At 74.1% G+C, this 15,653-nt stretch carries 13 protein-coding genes and 2 tRNA genes; 13 read left to right on the top strand and 2 right to left on the bottom strand.

Annotated features, from left to right (window positions below):
* Both ACFVU3_RS27230 and ACFVU3_RS27235 read right to left on the bottom strand, forming a co-directional pair.
* On the bottom strand, positions 1 to 2,098 hold a 2,098-nt coding region (locus tag ACFVU3_RS27230), incomplete at its 3' end, for a PAS domain-containing protein (RefSeq protein ID WP_390070212.1).
* 149 nt (positions 2,099 to 2,247) lie between these two features.
* On the bottom strand, positions 2,248 to 2,703 hold the full coding sequence (locus tag ACFVU3_RS27235) for an SSI family serine proteinase inhibitor (RefSeq protein ID WP_390070214.1): 456 nt from the start codon (positions 2,701 to 2,703) through the stop codon (positions 2,248 to 2,250).
* Between the two features lie 386 nt (positions 2,704 to 3,089).
* Between ACFVU3_RS27235 and ACFVU3_RS27240 the strand changes: the two genes are divergently transcribed.
* From ACFVU3_RS27240 to ACFVU3_RS27300, 13 genes are all read left to right on the top strand, one after another.
* Positions 3,090 to 3,180 (top strand) — tRNA-Ser (locus tag ACFVU3_RS27240).
* A 317-nt stretch (positions 3,181 to 3,497) separates the two neighbouring features.
* Positions 3,498 to 3,570: transfer RNA gene (locus tag ACFVU3_RS27245), tRNA-Arg, on the top strand.
* Positions 3,571 to 3,697: 127 nt separating this feature from the next.
* Entirely contained in the window at positions 3,698 to 4,063 is a 366-nt protein-coding gene (locus ACFVU3_RS27250) for a PH domain-containing protein (RefSeq protein ID WP_043224835.1), read from the top strand.
* 146 nt (positions 4,064 to 4,209) lie between these two features.
* The gene (locus tag ACFVU3_RS27255) at positions 4,210 to 5,040 is read left to right on the top strand and encodes a BRO family protein (protein ID WP_390070216.1); all 831 of its coding nucleotides are present in this window, start codon (positions 4,210 to 4,212) and stop codon (positions 5,038 to 5,040) included.
* Positions 5,041 to 5,099: 59 nt separating this feature from the next.
* The gene (locus tag ACFVU3_RS27260; protein WP_390070218.1) at positions 5,100 to 5,963 is read left to right on the top strand and encodes a DUF2797 domain-containing protein; all 864 of its coding nucleotides are present in this window, start codon (positions 5,100 to 5,102) and stop codon (positions 5,961 to 5,963) included.
* An 86-nt stretch (positions 5,964 to 6,049) separates the two neighbouring features.
* Positions 6,050 to 6,385 (top strand): antibiotic biosynthesis monooxygenase family protein, encoded by a 336-nt coding sequence (locus ACFVU3_RS27265; RefSeq protein WP_390070220.1) that lies wholly within the window; start codon positions 6,050 to 6,052, stop codon positions 6,383 to 6,385.
* Entirely contained in the window at positions 6,372 to 7,271 is a 900-nt protein-coding gene (locus ACFVU3_RS27270) for an amidohydrolase family protein (RefSeq protein ID WP_390070222.1), read from the top strand. Before ACFVU3_RS27265 ends, ACFVU3_RS27270 begins: the two co-directional genes overlap by 14 nt.
* Positions 7,272 to 7,349: 78 nt before the next feature.
* Positions 7,350 to 8,105 carry a response regulator transcription factor gene (locus tag ACFVU3_RS27275; RefSeq protein ID WP_390070224.1) on the top strand — a complete coding sequence of 252 codons (756 nt, stop codon included), beginning with the start codon at positions 7,350 to 7,352 and terminating at the stop codon, positions 8,103 to 8,105.
* Positions 8,106 to 8,110: 5 nt separating this feature from the next.
* Positions 8,111 to 9,682 carry a sensor histidine kinase gene (locus ACFVU3_RS27280; RefSeq protein ID WP_390070226.1) on the top strand — a complete coding sequence of 524 codons (1,572 nt, stop codon included), beginning with the start codon at positions 8,111 to 8,113 and terminating at the stop codon, positions 9,680 to 9,682.
* Between the two features lie 26 nt (positions 9,683 to 9,708).
* Positions 9,709 to 10,992 carry a glycosyltransferase gene (locus ACFVU3_RS27285; RefSeq protein ID WP_390070228.1) on the top strand — a complete coding sequence of 428 codons (1,284 nt, stop codon included), beginning with the start codon at positions 9,709 to 9,711 and terminating at the stop codon, positions 10,990 to 10,992.
* Positions 10,989 to 13,211 carry an ArnT family glycosyltransferase gene (locus ACFVU3_RS27290; protein ID WP_390070230.1) on the top strand — a complete coding sequence of 741 codons (2,223 nt, stop codon included), beginning with the start codon at positions 10,989 to 10,991 and terminating at the stop codon, positions 13,209 to 13,211. Before ACFVU3_RS27285 ends, ACFVU3_RS27290 begins: the two co-directional genes overlap by 4 nt.
* Before the next feature lie 72 nt (positions 13,212 to 13,283).
* Complete coding sequence (locus tag ACFVU3_RS27295) at positions 13,284 to 14,813, top strand: MFS transporter (RefSeq protein ID WP_390070232.1); 1,530 nt, start codon at positions 13,284 to 13,286, stop codon at positions 14,811 to 14,813.
* A 60-nt stretch (positions 14,814 to 14,873) separates the two neighbouring features.
* A complete protein-coding gene (locus ACFVU3_RS27300; RefSeq protein ID WP_390070402.1) occupies positions 14,874 to 15,647 on the top strand; it encodes a TetR/AcrR family transcriptional regulator in 774 nt (257 codons plus the stop codon).
* Positions 15,648 to 15,653 lie beyond the last annotated feature (6 nt).

Consider the following 15,653-nt stretch of genomic DNA (forward strand, 5'->3'; position numbering starts at 1 on the left):
CGCCCCCGGCGGCCTCGCCGGGCACGGCGACCGTCCCCGCCGACGCGGCCGGCAGGGCCGGGGCGAGCGCGGGCGCGCCCGCCGGCTCGACGGCGACGCCCTGCGGCGGCACCGCGGCACCGAGCGCGGGCCGCTCCTGGGCACCCTCGGCGGCGGTCACCACGGCGCCCTCCGCCGGGCGGCCCCGGCGGCGACCGGTCGGCTCGACGCCGGCGGACTGCTGGGCGGGGATCAGCTCGGCGGACCCGGACGCCTCTTCCGTACGGGCGCGGCGGCGTCCGCCACCGGCGGCCGGCACGGCCGGCGCCCCGGCACCGCTCTCCGGCGCGGTCGGGCTCTCCAGGAAGGCGTCGGTGGACCCGCGCCGGGCCCGGCGCCGTCCCGAACCGCCCGAGGTCGCGTCGTCCGAGGGGCCGGACGCCTGCGCGGGCAGCGCGGGCACACCGCCCCGCTCGTCCCGGGACGCCTCCGGCTCCTTGGGGGACTCCAGCTCCTTCGCGTCCCCCGGCCGGTCCGCCGCGGGCTTCGGCCCGGACGCGGGAACGGTTCCCCGCCCCGCGCCGATCGGCACCTCCAGGACGTACGCGCCGCCGCTCGTGCCCGGCACCTCGTGGGTCTGCACGACACCGCCGTGCGCCGCCACGATCCCGCGCACGATGGGCCCGTGGACCGGGTCGCCGCCCGCGTACGGGCCGCGGACCTCGATGCGGACGACCTCGCCGCGCTGTGCCGCCGCGACCACGATCGTCGAGTCGGCGGGGGCGCCCTGCGCCGAGGCGCGGGTCTTGCCGGTGGCGTCCACCCCGGCCACGTCGGCGACGAGATGGGCGAGCGCGGTCGTCAGCCGGCCGGCGTCGACCTCGGCCTCGATCGGCGGCGCGTGCACCGCGAACTGCGCGCGGCCCGGGCCGATCAGCTCCACGGCCGCGTCGATGCCGCCGGTCACGATCTCGTCGAGCAGCGCGACCTTCCGGTCCAGCTCCTCCTCGCCGGCGTCCAGGCGCTGGTAGCCGAGGACGTTGTCGACGAGGGCGGTCATCCGCGCGTACCCGGCGACGAGATGGTGCAGCACCTGGTTGGCCTCGGGCCACAGCTGCACGCCGTCGTCGGCGGCCAGCGACCCCAGCTCGGCGCGCAGCTCGTCGAGAGGGCCGCGCAGGGACTCGGCCAGCACGGCGGTCAGCTGGGCGTGCCGGGAGGCGAGGGCGGCGTACTTCTCCGCCTGCTCCTCGCGCTCCGCCGCGTGCCGCTCGGCCCGGTCGGCGAGCTCGGCGGCGTGCTTCTCGACCAGCTCCTCGTGCGGCCTGCGGTCGGTGAACGTCATCACGGCGCCGACGAGCTGGTCCCCGTCGCGCACCGGAGCGGTCGTCAGGTCGACCGGCACGCGGTCGCCGCCCTTCGACCACAGGACCTGCCCGCGCACCCGGTGCTTGCGGCCGGACTTGAGCGTGTCGGCGAGCGGGGAATCCTCGTACGGGAACGGGGTGCCGTCGGCGCGCTTGGCGAGGATCAGCGGGTGCAGCTCGGCGCCGCCGAGCTCGCCGGCCCGGTAGCCGAGGATCTGCGCGAAGGCGGGGTTCACGAGGACGACCCGGCCGTCGGTGTCCGTGCCGACGACGCCCTCGGAGGCGGCCCGCAGGATCATCTCGGTCTGCCGCTGCGAGCGGGCCAGCTCGGCCTCGGTGTCGAGGGTGCCCGTCAGATCGCGGACGACCAGCATCAGCAGCTCGTCGCCGGTGTAGGAGGCGTACGAGTCGTACGCCTCGCGCCCGTCCTCCAGGCTGGCGCTCGTCACCTCGACGGGGAACTCGCTGCCGTCGGTGCGGCGGGCGATCATCCGCATCGGCTTGGTGCGGCCGCGCTCGTCCGCCGGATCCGGGCGGCGCATCGAGCCGGGGATCAGGCGCGAGTCGAAGGAGGGCAGCAGATCGAGCAGCCCGCGCCCGACGAGCGCGGTGCCGGGGGTCTCGAACATGCCGAGGGCGATGGTGTTGGCGTTGACGACCGTGCCGTTGCAATTGACGAGCACGAGACCGTCGGGGAGGGCGTCGAGTATGGCTGCGAGGCGAGCAGCGCCTCGGGATGGCCTGCTGCTCACGACGACGCTTCCTCCCTGACGCCTGCAATGGCCCGCGAGCCGTGCCCGCGGTGTGTGCCGTCCGGCATGTGCCATGACGGCGGGCCGCCCCATCTTGCCCCTCGGGCGGCGGCCCTGTCACTGAGGGAGTCTAACGACACCCCCGGCCGTCAGCTCCGGACGCTCGGAAGGAGCGGTTCCACGTTCTCCCAGCGGTCGATCTCGCAGCCGTTCGCCCGGGAGAAGCGGGCGTCGATCCGGCGCCCCTGCCACGTGCCGGTCACCTGGGCGGTCACCTGCCCGCCGAACACCTGCGTACACATCCGGTCGGCCGGTACCGGCGCGAAGGGGTCCTCCCCGGCGCGGGCGAAGCCCTCCAGGCGCTCGCAGGCCCGCTCCGCCGCCGGGTGACCGCCCCCGGGCCGGTCGTCGCACGTCAGCCTCCAGCTCCCGTTCGCGGCCCGGTTCCCGCTCCCGGAGACGGTCACCGTCAGCGCGTCGGGCGGCGAGAGCAGCGGAAGCGGCGGAAGGGGTACGGCCGGGGCGGCGCCGGCGGAGGCGCCGGCGAGGGCCGTGGTGACGGCGGCGGCGAGCACGGTGGAGAAGGCGAGGCGGCGCAGCGGCATGGAGCGACTCCGGAGGCGAGGGGGCGGGGAGGTGGAGAAGAGGGGGCGGTGAGGGGGTGGGGCCGGGACCGGGCGGGGGACGCCGGGCACGACCGACACGCCCCGCCCCCTTTAACGCTCCGGCTCCCGGGGCGTTGCGCAACCGGGGTGCGCCGGGCGGGGAGGGCGGAGGGCCGCGCGGAACGGGAGGCGCGGAAAGGGGTGCGCGGGCGGGGAGGGCGGAGGGGGCGGGGGCCGACCGGGGAGGGCGGAAGGGAAGGGGGCCGGGACGCGCCGGAGGCTTTGCCCTGGGCCCCGCCCGCCTAGTACGGTGAAAGCGATTGGTGACACGAGGCTCGCCTGTGTCATCATCTGCACGCACCGTCCGCGCATGCGCGGGGGTGCGAGGAGGCGTCGCCTAGTCCGGTCTATGGCGCCGCACTGCTAATGCGGTTTGGGCTTTATCGCCCATCGAGGGTTCAAATCCCTCCGCCTCCGCCCTCAAGGAAGCCCCGGCCCCACGGCCGGGGCTTCCGCCGTTCCGGGACCGTTTTCCCCCGCCCTCTTGCCGGCCGGCGCCGCGGGGACGTACCGCGTGTGACCCCGGTCTCCTTCTCCCCCTCCGGCCCCGTCCTCCCCGCCGGAACCCGCCGCTCCGCCCCGTCGCCCTGAGCGCTCCCAGTTGACGTTTTCGCAGGTCAGAAGGGGTGGGCTAATCGGATTTCACATGACGGCGGGACTCATGTAATGTTCTTCCTGTCGCCGGGACAGCGGGCCGAAAGGGCCGGGAAGCGGAGACGAGAACTAAAGAACAAGCACTCGTAGCTTAACGGATAGAGCATCTGACTACGGATCAGAAGGTTGCAGGTTCGAATCCTGCCGAGTGCACAGAGTCCAGAAACCCCCCGGGATCATCCCGGGGGGTTTCTGGCGTCAGTGGCCGTTGCCAGGAGCGGGGGGTGTGGGGTTAGGTTCAGGTGATCGTATTTTTGACTGAAAAGTGGGGGGTAGAGCCATGGCGCTCTTCGGGAACGCGCACGCGATCGATCCGGCGCAGGCGCAGCAGGACTACGCGCGGCTGCTCGGCCAGGGGGAGCAGGTGCACGCCGCGTACCTGCTGATCCGCGACGTCATCTTCTTCACCGACCGGCGGCTCGTGCTCGTCGACAAGCAGGGCATCACCGGCAAGAAGGTCGAGTACCACTCGATCCCGTACCGGAGCATCACCCACTTCGCCGTCGAGACGGCCGGCACCTTCGACCTGGACGCCGAGCTGAAGATCTGGATCTCGGGTCAGCAGCTGCCCGTCACCAAGACGTTCACCAAGGGCGTGGACATCTACGAGGTGCAGGCGATCCTCACGCAGTTCGTCGCCCGCTAGGAGCGATCCGGACGGATCCGTCGGGATTCGGACACATGTGGAGGCCCCGGGTTTGCCCGGGGCCTTCCCCTTTTGGGTGAACCCATCTGATTTGCATGTCAGTTGAATATGCCTTCGGCCTAACGTGCGGGTGGAGGTGATGATCGTTGGACGCGATCGACATCGATGACTTCGTACGGGCCGCTGCCGGGGGCCGGTTGAGGCGGCTCACCGCCGTCGACGGGGCGCACTGGTTCCCCGTCGTGGACGTGGCCCGGCGGCTCGGGTACGCGGGGCCGCGCGAGGCGCTGCGGAGCGTGGTGCTGCCCGCCTGGTGCCTGGCGCCGGCCCGCGAGCTGGCCCCCAGCCCGGACATACTCGCGCGCAGCGGCATCCGCGGCACCGCCCGCATGGTGAGCCTCCCCGGGCTCGTGCAGCTCGTCACCGCCTGCCGCACGCCCGAGGCCGGACCGTTCCGCGCCTGGGTGGGCGAGCTGGTGGCCGAGGTGCAGCGGCACGGCGGCTACGGACTCGAACCGGCCCCGGCGCACAGCGGGTTCGTGCTGCCGCCCGAGCTCGTCGACGTCCTCGTCCGGCTGGAGGGGCGGCTCGACGAGGGCTCCGCCGACCTCACCGGGCACGCCGGATACGCGGAGCTGCTGCGCGAGACACGGCTCAGCCTCTCAAGGGTCGCCGACTCCCTTGAGCGTTCCTTCGCCGTCCCCCGCCAGCGGGGCGCCGAGGGCCCGCCCCGGCTCAGCGCGCAGGAGCTCGTCGAGTCCTGGGAGATCAGCGGCGACATGCGGGCCGTCGCCAGCTTCCTCGCCCCCGCCCTCGTCCGCGGCGGCGTCCGCTGCCGGCCCCAGGACGTCACCCGCCGCACCGGAATCTCCGGCGAGCGCGTCCGCGACTGCGTCCGGCTGCTCATCGAGCGCGGCTGCATGCGCGAGGTCGGGGACCCCTGCCCGGACGGCACCCGGATCTACGTGCTGCCGTGAGCGGAGGCGCGGTGGCGGAGACTGGGAGGAGAGCGCGGGACAGGGAGGTGGCCGGGGCCGTGTGGCGAAGTGGCGGGCTCGGGTGGAGCGGAGGCTCGGCCGGGCTGCGCTGGTGGGGCGGGCGGGTGAGCCCGGTGGTGTACGGACAGGCGCTCGCCTTCCGGGCCGTGGGAGGCCGGGTCTGCGCCGGGGCGCGGGGGAACGCCTGCCCGGCGGGCGCCGCCGTGCCCGGGCGGTCGACCGGCGGGCTGTGCCCCGCGTGCGCGCGGCTCGACCGGGCCCACTCCGTCGCCGCCGACACCTTCGCCGACGACCCCCGGCCCTACCGGGTCTACCTCGCCTGGTTCGGCACCGGCGTCGTCAAGGTCGGCATCACCGGGGAGCACCGGGGGGACACGCGGCTGCGGGAGCAGGGGGCCGTCGCCTTCTGCTGGCTCGGACGCGGGCCGCTGATGGCCGCCCGGCGGACCGAGGAAGTGCTGCGGCAGGCGCTCGGCGTGCCCGACCGGGTGTCGTACGAGCGGAAGCGGGCGCTGCGGGTCGGGCTGCCCGGCGCGGGGGAGCGGGCCGCCGAGATCGAGGAGCTGTACGGGCGGGCCCTGAGGGTCGGCGGATGGGGGGAGACGCTCGGCGTGCTGCCGTTCACCGCGCACGACCACGGCGGGCTCTTCGGACTCGGCGCGCTGCCGCCGCTCGACGGGAGCGTCACCGAACTCGTCGACGGCGGCGTCGTCACCGGGCGGGTGCGCGCCGCCGCCGGGCCCGACCTGCACCTGCTCGCCCCGGACGGGCGCCACCTGGTGCTCGACGGGAGGCTGCTCGGCGGCTGGGGGCTGGAGCGGGGCGGGGAGGACGACGCCTGGAGCGTGCCGGTCGGCGCGGCGCCGGAGAGCGGGGGCGAGCGGCAGGAAGGGCTGTTCTGACCGGCCGGACCGCCGTTCGTAAAGTCTTGGATCCCTTTGGCCGGTGCCCGTGGACACCGGCCGCCCGGCCCGGCGAGGGTGATCACATGACCCAGAAGCTGATCTCCGGGCTCGAACCGCCCTACTACACCGCCGTGTTCACCTCCCTCCGTCCCGACGCCCCCGAGGGGTACGCCGACACCGCCGCCGAACTGCGCGACCGGGTCGCCTCCGTCCCCGGCTTCCTCGGCTACGAGGCCGCCCGCACGCCCGGCGGCATCGGCATCACCGTGGCCTACTTCCGCGACCTGGAGGCCCTCGACGCCTGGCGCCTCGACTCCGTGCACGCGGCGGCGAAGAAGCACGGGCGGGAGCACTGGTACGAGGCGTACAGCGTCCACATCGGGAAGGTCGAGCGGAGCTACGGCTTTGAGCGGGAGTGACGCCGGCGCCCAGGAGGCCGCGGCCGTCCGGGAGCTGACCGCGCGGCTCGGACTGCCCGGACTCGTCGACGTGCACACCCACTTCATGCCGCAGAACGTCCTCGACAAGGTCTGGGCGTACTTCGACGCCGTCGGGCCGCTGACCGGGCAGCCCTGGCCCATCACCTACCGCGAGGAGGAGAGCCGGCGGGTCGAGCTGCTGCGCGGCTTCGGCGTGCTCGCCTTCACCTCGATGCTCTATCCGCACAAGGCGGGGATGGCGGCCTGGCTCAACGCCTGGGCGGCGGACTTCGCGGCACGGACCCCGGACTGTCTGCACACCGCGACCTTCTTCCCCGAGCCCGGGGCCGCCGGGTACGTGCGGCAGGCCCTCGACGACGGCGCCCGGGTCTTCAAGGTGCACCTCCAGGTCGGCGGCTTCGACCCGAACGATCCGCTGCTCGACGAGGTGTGGGCGCTGCTCGCCGAGAGCGGGACGCCGATCGTCATCCACTGCGGCTCCGGGCCCGCCCCCGGCGCCTTCACCGGGCCGGGGCCGGTCGGGGGGCTACTCGCCCGCCATCCGAGGCTGCGGCTGGTCGTGGCGCACATGGGGATGCCGGAGTACGAGGACTTCCTCGGGCTCGCGGAGCGGTACGAGGGCGTGCACCTGGACACCACCATGGCGTTCACGGACTTCAGCGAGCGCCTCGCGCCCTTCCCGCGCGGGGCGCTGGGGCGGCTGGCCGGCCTCCGGGACCGGGTCCTGCTCGGCTCCGACTTCCCGAACATCCCGTACGCCTACCTCCACCAGCTCCAGGCCCTCGAACGGCTCGGGCTCGGCGACGACTGGCTGCGGGCGGTCCTCCACGACAACGGCGCGGCGTTGTTTCACGTGAAACCCTGACCGGGAGGCCGTGGCTTTCTCAGGGAATTCACAGGAAAGCGCAAGAGGGATCTCAGCGGCGGCGGCGAGCGTGGGGCCATGACCGTCACCACTCGCAGCACTTCAGCCCGCCGCGGCACCCGCGCCGATCTGCTCCGTGCCGACGGCACCGCCGTCCGCGTCCTCGTCGTGGACGACGAGGCGTCCCTCTCCGAACTGCTCTCCATGGCCCTGCGCTACGAGGGCTGGCAGGTCCGCAGCGCGGGCGACGGGGCCGGTGCCCTGCGGGCGGTGCGCGAGTTCCGGCCCGACGTCGTCATCCTGGACATCATGCTCCCGGACGTCGACGGGCTCAGCCTGCTCGGTTCGATCCGGCGCGAACTGCCCGAGGTGCCGGTCCTCTTCCTGACCGCGAAGGACGCGGTCGAGGACCGGATCGCCGGGCTCACGGCCGGCGGCGACGACTACGTCACCAAGCCGTTCAGCCTGGAGGAGGTCGTCGCCCGGCTGCGCGGCCTCATCCGGCGCTCCGGGGCCGCGCAGGCCCGCAGCGAGTCGATGCTCGCGGTCGGCGACCTCACCCTCGACGAGGACAGCCACGAGGTCACCCGGGGCGGCGACTCGATCCACCTCACCGCGACCGAGTTCGAGCTGCTGCGGTACCTCATGCGCAACCCGCGCCGGGTGCTCAGCAAGGCACAGATCCTCGACCGCGTGTGGTCGTACGACTTCGGCGGCCAGGCCAACGTGGTCGAGCTCTACATCTCCTACCTGCGGCGGAAGATCGACGCCGGACGCCCGCCGATGATCCACACCCGGCGGGGGGCCGGTTACCTCATCAAGCCGGGGGAGTAGCCACCGTGCGCCCCCGCCTCCGGGGCCGCGCCCGGCGGCCGTGGTCGCTGCGGACGCGGCTCGTGGTCTCCGCCGTGGCGCTGATCGCGGTCGTCGCCACCGTCATCGGCGCGGTCACCACCATCGCGTACCGCTCCTACCTGTACGACCGGGCCGACGAGCAGCTGACCGGGCTCGCCCAGCGGGCCGCCGGGCCTCCGGTCGCGATGCCCGGACCCGGCGATCCGCTCCGGAAGCGCGACCCGTTCGGCTTCCTCGGCATGCAGGGCTCCCCGATAGGGACCCTCGCCGCCGTCGTCGAGGACGGGGAGGTCACCCGGGCGAAGTACTCGACGGAGGTGCCCGGCACCGCCACGACCGAGCGGCCCCGCTTCGCGTTCGAGGAGCTGGACGCGGCCCAGGAGGCGGCGCTCGCCGCCGTGCCCCGCGACGGCCGGGCGCACACCGTCGACCTGCCCGGAGGTCTCGGCTCGTACCGGGTCGCCTACGCCGAGGGCATCGACGGCGCCCTCCTCACCGGCATCCCGCTCGCCGAGGTCGAGAACGCCCTCTCCACCCTCGTCCTCGTCGAGCTCAGCCTCACCGGCGCCTCCCTCGCCGCCGCCTCGCTCGCCGGGACGGTACTGGTCCGGATCGCGCTGCGGCCGCTGCGCCGGGTGGCCACCACCGCCGGACAGGTCGCCCGGCTGCCGCTGCACAGCGGCGAGGTGGCGCTCCACCAGCGGGTCCCGGAGGCCGAGGCCGATCCCCGGACCGAGGTCGGCCAGGTCGGCGCCGCCCTCAACCGGATGCTCGACCACGTCCACGAGGCCCTCGACGCCCGCCAGCGGAGCGAGACCCGGGTCCGGCAGTTCGTCGCCGACGCCAGCCACGAGCTCCGCACCCCGCTCGCCTCCATCCGCGGCTACGCCGAACTCACCCGGCGCGGACGGGAGGAGTGCGGGCCCGACACCCGGCACGCCCTCGGCCGCATCGAGTCCGAGGCCACCCGGATGACGGGGCTGGTCGAGGACCTGCTGCTGCTCGCCCGGCTCGACGCCGGACGCCCCCTCTCGTACGAGACCACCGACCTCGTCCCGCTGGTCGTGGACGCCGTCGGGGACGCCCGCGCCGCCGGGCCCGGCCACCACTGGCGCCTCGAACTGCCCGGCGAGGACGGGCCGCCGGCCGTGCGCGCCGACCCCGCCCGGCTCCAGCAGGTGCTGCTCAACCTGCTCGCCAACGCCCGGACCCACACCCCGCCCGGCACCACCGTCACCGCCCGCGTACGGGGCGAGGGCGCGGCGGTCGCCGTCGAGGTCGAGGACGACGGGCCCGGCATCCCGCCCGAGCTGCTGCCGGCGGTCTTCGAGCGGTTCGCGCGCGGTGACGCCTCCCGCTCCCGGCAGGCCGGTTCCACCGGGCTGGGCCTCGCCATCGTGCGGGCCGTCGTCGCCGCCCACGGCGGCGAGGTGACCGTCGACTCCGCGCCCGGCAGGACCGTCTTCCGGGTGCGCTTCCCAGTCGCCGGACCGGCCGCGCCGGCCACCCCCGCGACGGACTCACAGGCGCACCACAGGCTCGTCACACAGGCGTGACAGCGGGCCCGGCGAGGGTCGTGGACATGCGAACCCACACCCTCGCGGGGCCCGCGACGCAGGCCCCCGGCACCCTCCCCGCGCGGGAGCACCTGCCGGTGAGCGAAGCGGGACGGCCCGTTCTGGACGTGGTGATCCCCGTCTACAACGAGGAGAAGGACCTGGAGCCGTGCGTCCGCCGGCTCCACGCGCACCTGAAGCGCACCTTCCCGTACGGCTTCCGCGTCACCGTCGCCGACAACGCCTCCACCGACGCCACCCCCGCCCTCGCCGCCGCCCTCGCCGCCGAGCTGCCCGAGGTGCGGTCCGTACGGCTCGAACAGAAGGGGCGGGGCCGGGCGCTGCGGACCGTGTGGTCGGCCTCCGACGCTCCCGTCCTCGCCTACATGGACGTGGACCTGTCCACCGACCTCAACGCGCTCCTCCCGCTCGTCGCGCCGCTCATCTCCGGCCACTCCGACCTGGCCATAGGCTCACGGCTGGCCCGCTCCTCGCGGGTGGTGCGCGGGCCCAAGCGGGAGTTCGTCTCCCGGGCCTACAACCTGATCCTGCGCGGCTCGCTCGCCGCCCGCTTCTCCGACGCCCAGTGCGGCTTCAAGGCGATCCGGCGCGATGTCGCCGAGCGGCTGCTGCCGATGGTCGAGGACACCGGCTGGTTCTTCGACACCGAGATGCTGGTGCTCGCCGAACGGGCCGGGCTGCGGATCCACGAGGTGCCGGTCGACTGGGTCGACGACCCCGACTCGACCGTGCACATCGTGCGGACCGCCACCGACGACCTGAAGGGCGTGTGGCGGGTCGGGCGGGCGCTCGCGACCGGCTCGCTGCCGCTGGACCGGCTCGCCCGGCCCTTCGGGGACGACCCGCGCGACCGCGACCTGTCCGGGGTCCCCGGCGGGCTCGCCCGCCAGCTCGTCGGCTTCTGCGTGGTCGGCGTGCTCTCCACGCTCTTCTACCTCGCGCTCTACTCCCTCTTCCGGCTCGGCGCCGGCGCCCAGACCGCCAACGCCGCCGCGCTCCTCGTCTCCGCCGTCGCCAACACGGCCGCCAACCGGCGGCTCACCTTCGGCGTCCGCGGCCGCGACCGGGCCGTCCGCCACCAGGCGCAGGGGCTCGTGGTCTTCGCCATCGGCCTCGCCCTGACCAGCGGCTCGCTCGCCGCGCTCGGCGCGGCCACCGGCGACCCGGCGCACTCCACCGAACTCGCCGTGCTCGTCGTCGCCAACCTCGCCGCGACCGTGCTCCGCTTCCTGCTCCTCCGGCTCTGGGTCTTCCCGGACCGCCGACACCCCACGGGGGCCGACCGATGACCGCGACGACTCCCCACGCGACCCCGGCCGTCCCGGCCGCGGCCCCCGGCCGGCTCGGCCGGCTGTGGCGGGGCCGGCCCGAGGACGCCCCCTGGGCGCGCCCCGCCTTCCTCGGGCTCCTCGCCGTCACCACGGCGCTCTACCTGTGGAACCTGAGCGCCTCCGGGTACGCCAACTCCTTCTACTCGGCGGCCGTCCAGGCGGGCAGCGAGAGCTGGAAGGCGTTCTTCTTCGGCTCGCTCGACGCGGCCAACGCCATCACCGTCGACAAGCCGCCGGCCGCGCTCTGGCCGATGGCGCTCTCCGTCCGCCTCTTCGGGCTCGGCTCCTGGCAGATCCTGCTGCCCGAGGTGCTGATGGGCGCCGGCACGGTCGCCGTGCTGTACGCGGCCGTCCGCCGCCGCTTCGGCGCGGGCGCCGGGCTGATCGCGGGCGCGGTGCTCGCGCTGACCCCGGTCGCCGCGCTGATGTTCCGCTTCAACAACCCGGACGCGCTGCTCGCGCTGCTCATGACGGTGGCCGTGTACGGCGTGCTGCGGGCGCTGGAGCGGGCCGAGGGCTCCACGAAGTGGCTGGTCGCGGCGGGGGTCGCGTTCGGCTTCGCGTTCCTGACGAAGACGCTCCAGGCGTTCCTGATCCTGCCGCCGCTCGCGCTCGTGTACGCGGTGTGCGCCCCGGCCCGGCCGCTGAAGCGGTGCGGCCAGCTGGGCCTCGCCGGGCTCGCGCTGATCGTCTCCGGCGGCTGGTGGGTGGCGCTCGTCGAGCTCTGGCCGGCGGCCTCGCGCCCGTACATCGGCGGCTCGCAGAACGACAGCTTCCTGGAGCTGACCTTCGGCTACAACGGCCTCGGCCGGATCAACGGCAACGAGGTCGGCAGCGTCGGCGGCGGCGGACGCGGCGGCGGTCAGGGCGGCGGCTGGGGCGAGACCGGCCTGCTGCGCATGTTCAACGACTCCGTCGGCGGCCAGATCTCCTGGCTGCTGCCGGCCGCGCTGGTGCTGCTGGCCGCCGGACTCGTCGTCACCTGGAAGGCGCCGCGCACGGACACGGCCCGGGCCGCGTTCCTGGTGTGGGGCGGGGCGCTGCTGATGACGCTGGGCGTCTTCAGCTTCATGGCCGGCATCTTCCACGAGTACTACACGGTGGCCCTGGCCCCGTACCTCGCCGCCCTGATCGGCATGGGCGCGGCGGTGCTGTGGGAGGAGCGGACCCGGCTCCCCGCCTCGGCGGGGCTGGCGGTCGCGGTGGGCGTGACGGCCTGGTGGGGCTGGGTGCTGCTGGGCCGTACGCCGGACTACCTGCCGTGGCTGCGCTGGACCGTGCTCGGCGCGGGCGCGGTGGCCGCGCTCGGGCTGCTCGCCGCGGGCCGGGTCGACCGGCGCCTGGGCCTCGCCGCGGCGGGCCTCGGCCTGGCGGCGGGACTCGCGGGACCGTTCGCGTACACCCTGGAGACGCTCTCCACCGGGCACCAGGGCTCCATCGTCACCGCGGGCCCGTCGGGCGCCGGCTTCGGCGGCCGGGGACCGGGCGGCGGCGGCTTCCCGGGCGGCGGCGCGTTCCCCGGCGGGGGCCGGGCGGACGGCGGCGGGCAGCGTACGGACGGGACGGACGGCGGGACGGACGGCGGCCGCGACGGCGGCATGCAGCCCCCCGGCGGTATGCAGCCCCCGAACGGCTTCCCCGACGGCCAGGCTCCCGGCGGTCAGGCCCCGAACGGCCAGGCCCCGAACGGCCAGCCCTCCACCGGTCAGCCCTCCACCGGCCGGACGCCCGCCTTCGGTGAGCGCGGTGGCATGGGGGGCGGCGGCGGTGGCATGGGCGGCCTTCTCAACGGTGCCGTCGTCGGCGCCGAGGCCAAGGCGAAGCTGCTCCAGGACGCCGACGCGTACACCTGGGCCGCCGCGACCGTCGGCGCGCAGAACGCGGCCGGCTACCAGCTCGCCACCGAGAAGCCGGTGATGGCGATCGGCGGCTTCAACGGCAGCGACCCGGCCCCGACCCTCGCCCAGTTCAAGCGGTACGTCGCCGAAGGAAGGATCCACTACTTCATCGGAAGCGGAAGCGGAAGCGGAAGCGGAAGCGGAAGCGGCGGCGGTGGCGGCATGGGCGGTCCCGGCGGCGGAGGCAGCTCCGAGATCAGCACCTGGGTGCAGGAGAACTTCACCGCCACGACCGTCGGAAGCGCCACCTTCTACGACCTGACGGCCCCGGAGCAATAACCGCTATACAGCGTACGAGACCTCTTGTACGGTGTACGAGCCTTCGCCTCGTACACCGTATAAGGAGTTTCCATGACGGCCTCGGCCACGCCCCCGGCCACGCCCACGGCCACCGGCGGACACCCTCAGCGCTGGCTGATCCTCGGCGTCATCTGCCTCGCCCAGCTGACCGTGCTGCTCGACAACACCGTCCTCAGCGTCGCCATCCCCTCGCTGACCACGGAGCTGCACGCCTCCACCAGCGACATCCAGTGGATGATCAACGCCTACTCGCTCGTCCAGTCCGGCCTGCTGCTCACGGCCGGCAACGCGGCCGACCGCTACGGCCGCAAGAAGCTGCTCGCCGTCGGCCTCGCGCTCTTCGGCCTCGGCTCGCTCGCCGCCGGTCTGGCCGGTTCCACCGCCCAGCTGATCGCCGCCCGCGCGGGCATGGGCGTCGGCGGGGCGCTCCTGATGACGACCACGCTCGCCGTCGTCATGCAGATCTTCGACGACTCCGAGCGCGTCAAGGCCATCGCGCTGTGGGCCACCGTCAGCTCGCTCGGCTTCGCCGCCGGACCGCTGATCGGCGGCGTGATCCTCGACCACTTCTGGTGGGGGATGATCTTCCTCATCAACATCCCGGTGGCCGTGATCGGCCTGGTCGCCGTCCTCAAGCTCGTCCCCGAGTCGAAGAACCCGCAGGGCGAGCGCCCCGACCTGATGGGCGCGCTGCTCTCCACCATCGGCATGACCGCCGCCGTGTACGCGATCATCACCGGCCCGGAGCACGGCTGGACCTCCGCCGAGGTGCTGGTCCCGGCCGCGATCGGCGTCGTGGTGCTGGCCGCGTTCGCGCTGTGGGAGCTGCGGACCCCGTACCCGATGCTCGACATGCACTTCTTCCGCAACCAGAAGTTCGTGGGCGCGGTCGCCGGCGCGATCCTGGTGATGTTCGGGATGGGCGGCTCGATGTTCCTGCTCACCCAGCACCTCCAGTTCGTGCTCGGGTACGAGCCGCTGGAGGCCGGCCTGCGGATGGCGCCGCTGGCGCTGACCGTGGTCGTCCTCAACCTCAGCGGTATCGGCCCGCGGATCGTGATGAAGCTCGGAACCCCGCTCACCGTGACCGTCGGCATGACGCTGGTCGCGGCCGGTCTCGCCTCGATCGCCCTGGTCGGCGGCGGCTCGGACGGCACCTACTGGGGCATGCTGCTCGGCCTGGTCCTCATGGGCACCGGTCTCGCGGTCTCCAACCCGGCGATGGCCAACGCGATCATGAGCGCGATCCCGCCGGAGAAGGCGGGCGTCGGCGCGGGCGTCAACGGCACCCTCGCCGAGTTCGGCAACGGCCTGGGCGTCGCGGTCCTGGGCGCCGTCCTCAACGCCCGCTTCGCCGCGCTCGTCACCGTCACCGCGGCCTCGCTCCCCGCCGCCCTGGCGGCGGCCGGCGACGACGCCGAGCGGGCCCGGATCTCCGACGCCTTCGCCTCCGGGCTCCAGACCAGCCAGCTGGTGGGCGCGGTCGCGGTCCTCGTCGGCGGTCTGCTCGCCGCCTTCCTGCTGAAGCGCGCGGAGCGGGTGGAGCAGCCCGTGGCGGCCGAGCCGGTCGCCGCTGCCTAGCATGGTCCCGACGCATGGTCACCACGCATGACCACGAGCGCTGACGGACGGAGAAACCGCATGGTCAAGGCTGCGGACCGGGCAAAGAACCCGACCGGCTCCAGCGTCTGGCTGGAGCAGCGGGCCCCCCGCAGCGGAGGCGGCCCCGCCGGGCTCGACCGGGACCGCATCGTGGCCGCCTCCGTCCGGATGCTCGACCGGGACGGGCTGGGCAAGCTGTCGATGCGGCGGCTCGCGGCCGAGCTCGGGGTCACCGCGATGTCCCTGTACTGGTACGTGGACACCAAGGACGACATCATCGAGTACGCGATCGACACCGTGTACGCGGAGATCGACCTGGACGCGGTGGCCGCCGGGGCGGACTGGCGGGAGCGGATCCGGACGCTCGCCCTGCACTACCGCAGGATGCTGGTCCGCCACCCGTGGATGTCGCCGTGCGCGGGCCAGTACCTGAACATCGGCCCGCACGCGATCGCCGTCGGATCCAGGATCCAGGAGGCGATCCGGGACACCGGGCTGCCGCTGGGCGGTCAGCCGGGCGCGATGTCGGCGGTCTTCCAGTTCGTGTACGGCTACGGGACGATCGAGTCGCAGTTCGAGCGGCGGGCCGCCGAGGCGGGCATGTCGCAGGACGACTTCTACACCGGCTCCGTCGCCGCCTTCCGCGACGACCCGCAGTTCCGCGAGGCGCTGGAGCCGATGACGGACATCCTCGACGAGCGGGCCTCGCACGGCAGCGTCAGCGCCATCTGGGAGCGGGACTTCGCCTACGCCCTGGACATCCTGGTCGCCGGCATCGAGGCGATGGTGGCCCGGGAGGCCCCCGGGACATGACGGAGC

Source organism: Streptomyces sp. NPDC058052, from assembly GCF_042885515.1.
GTDB lineage: Bacteria > Actinomycetota > Actinomycetes > Streptomycetales > Streptomycetaceae > Streptomyces.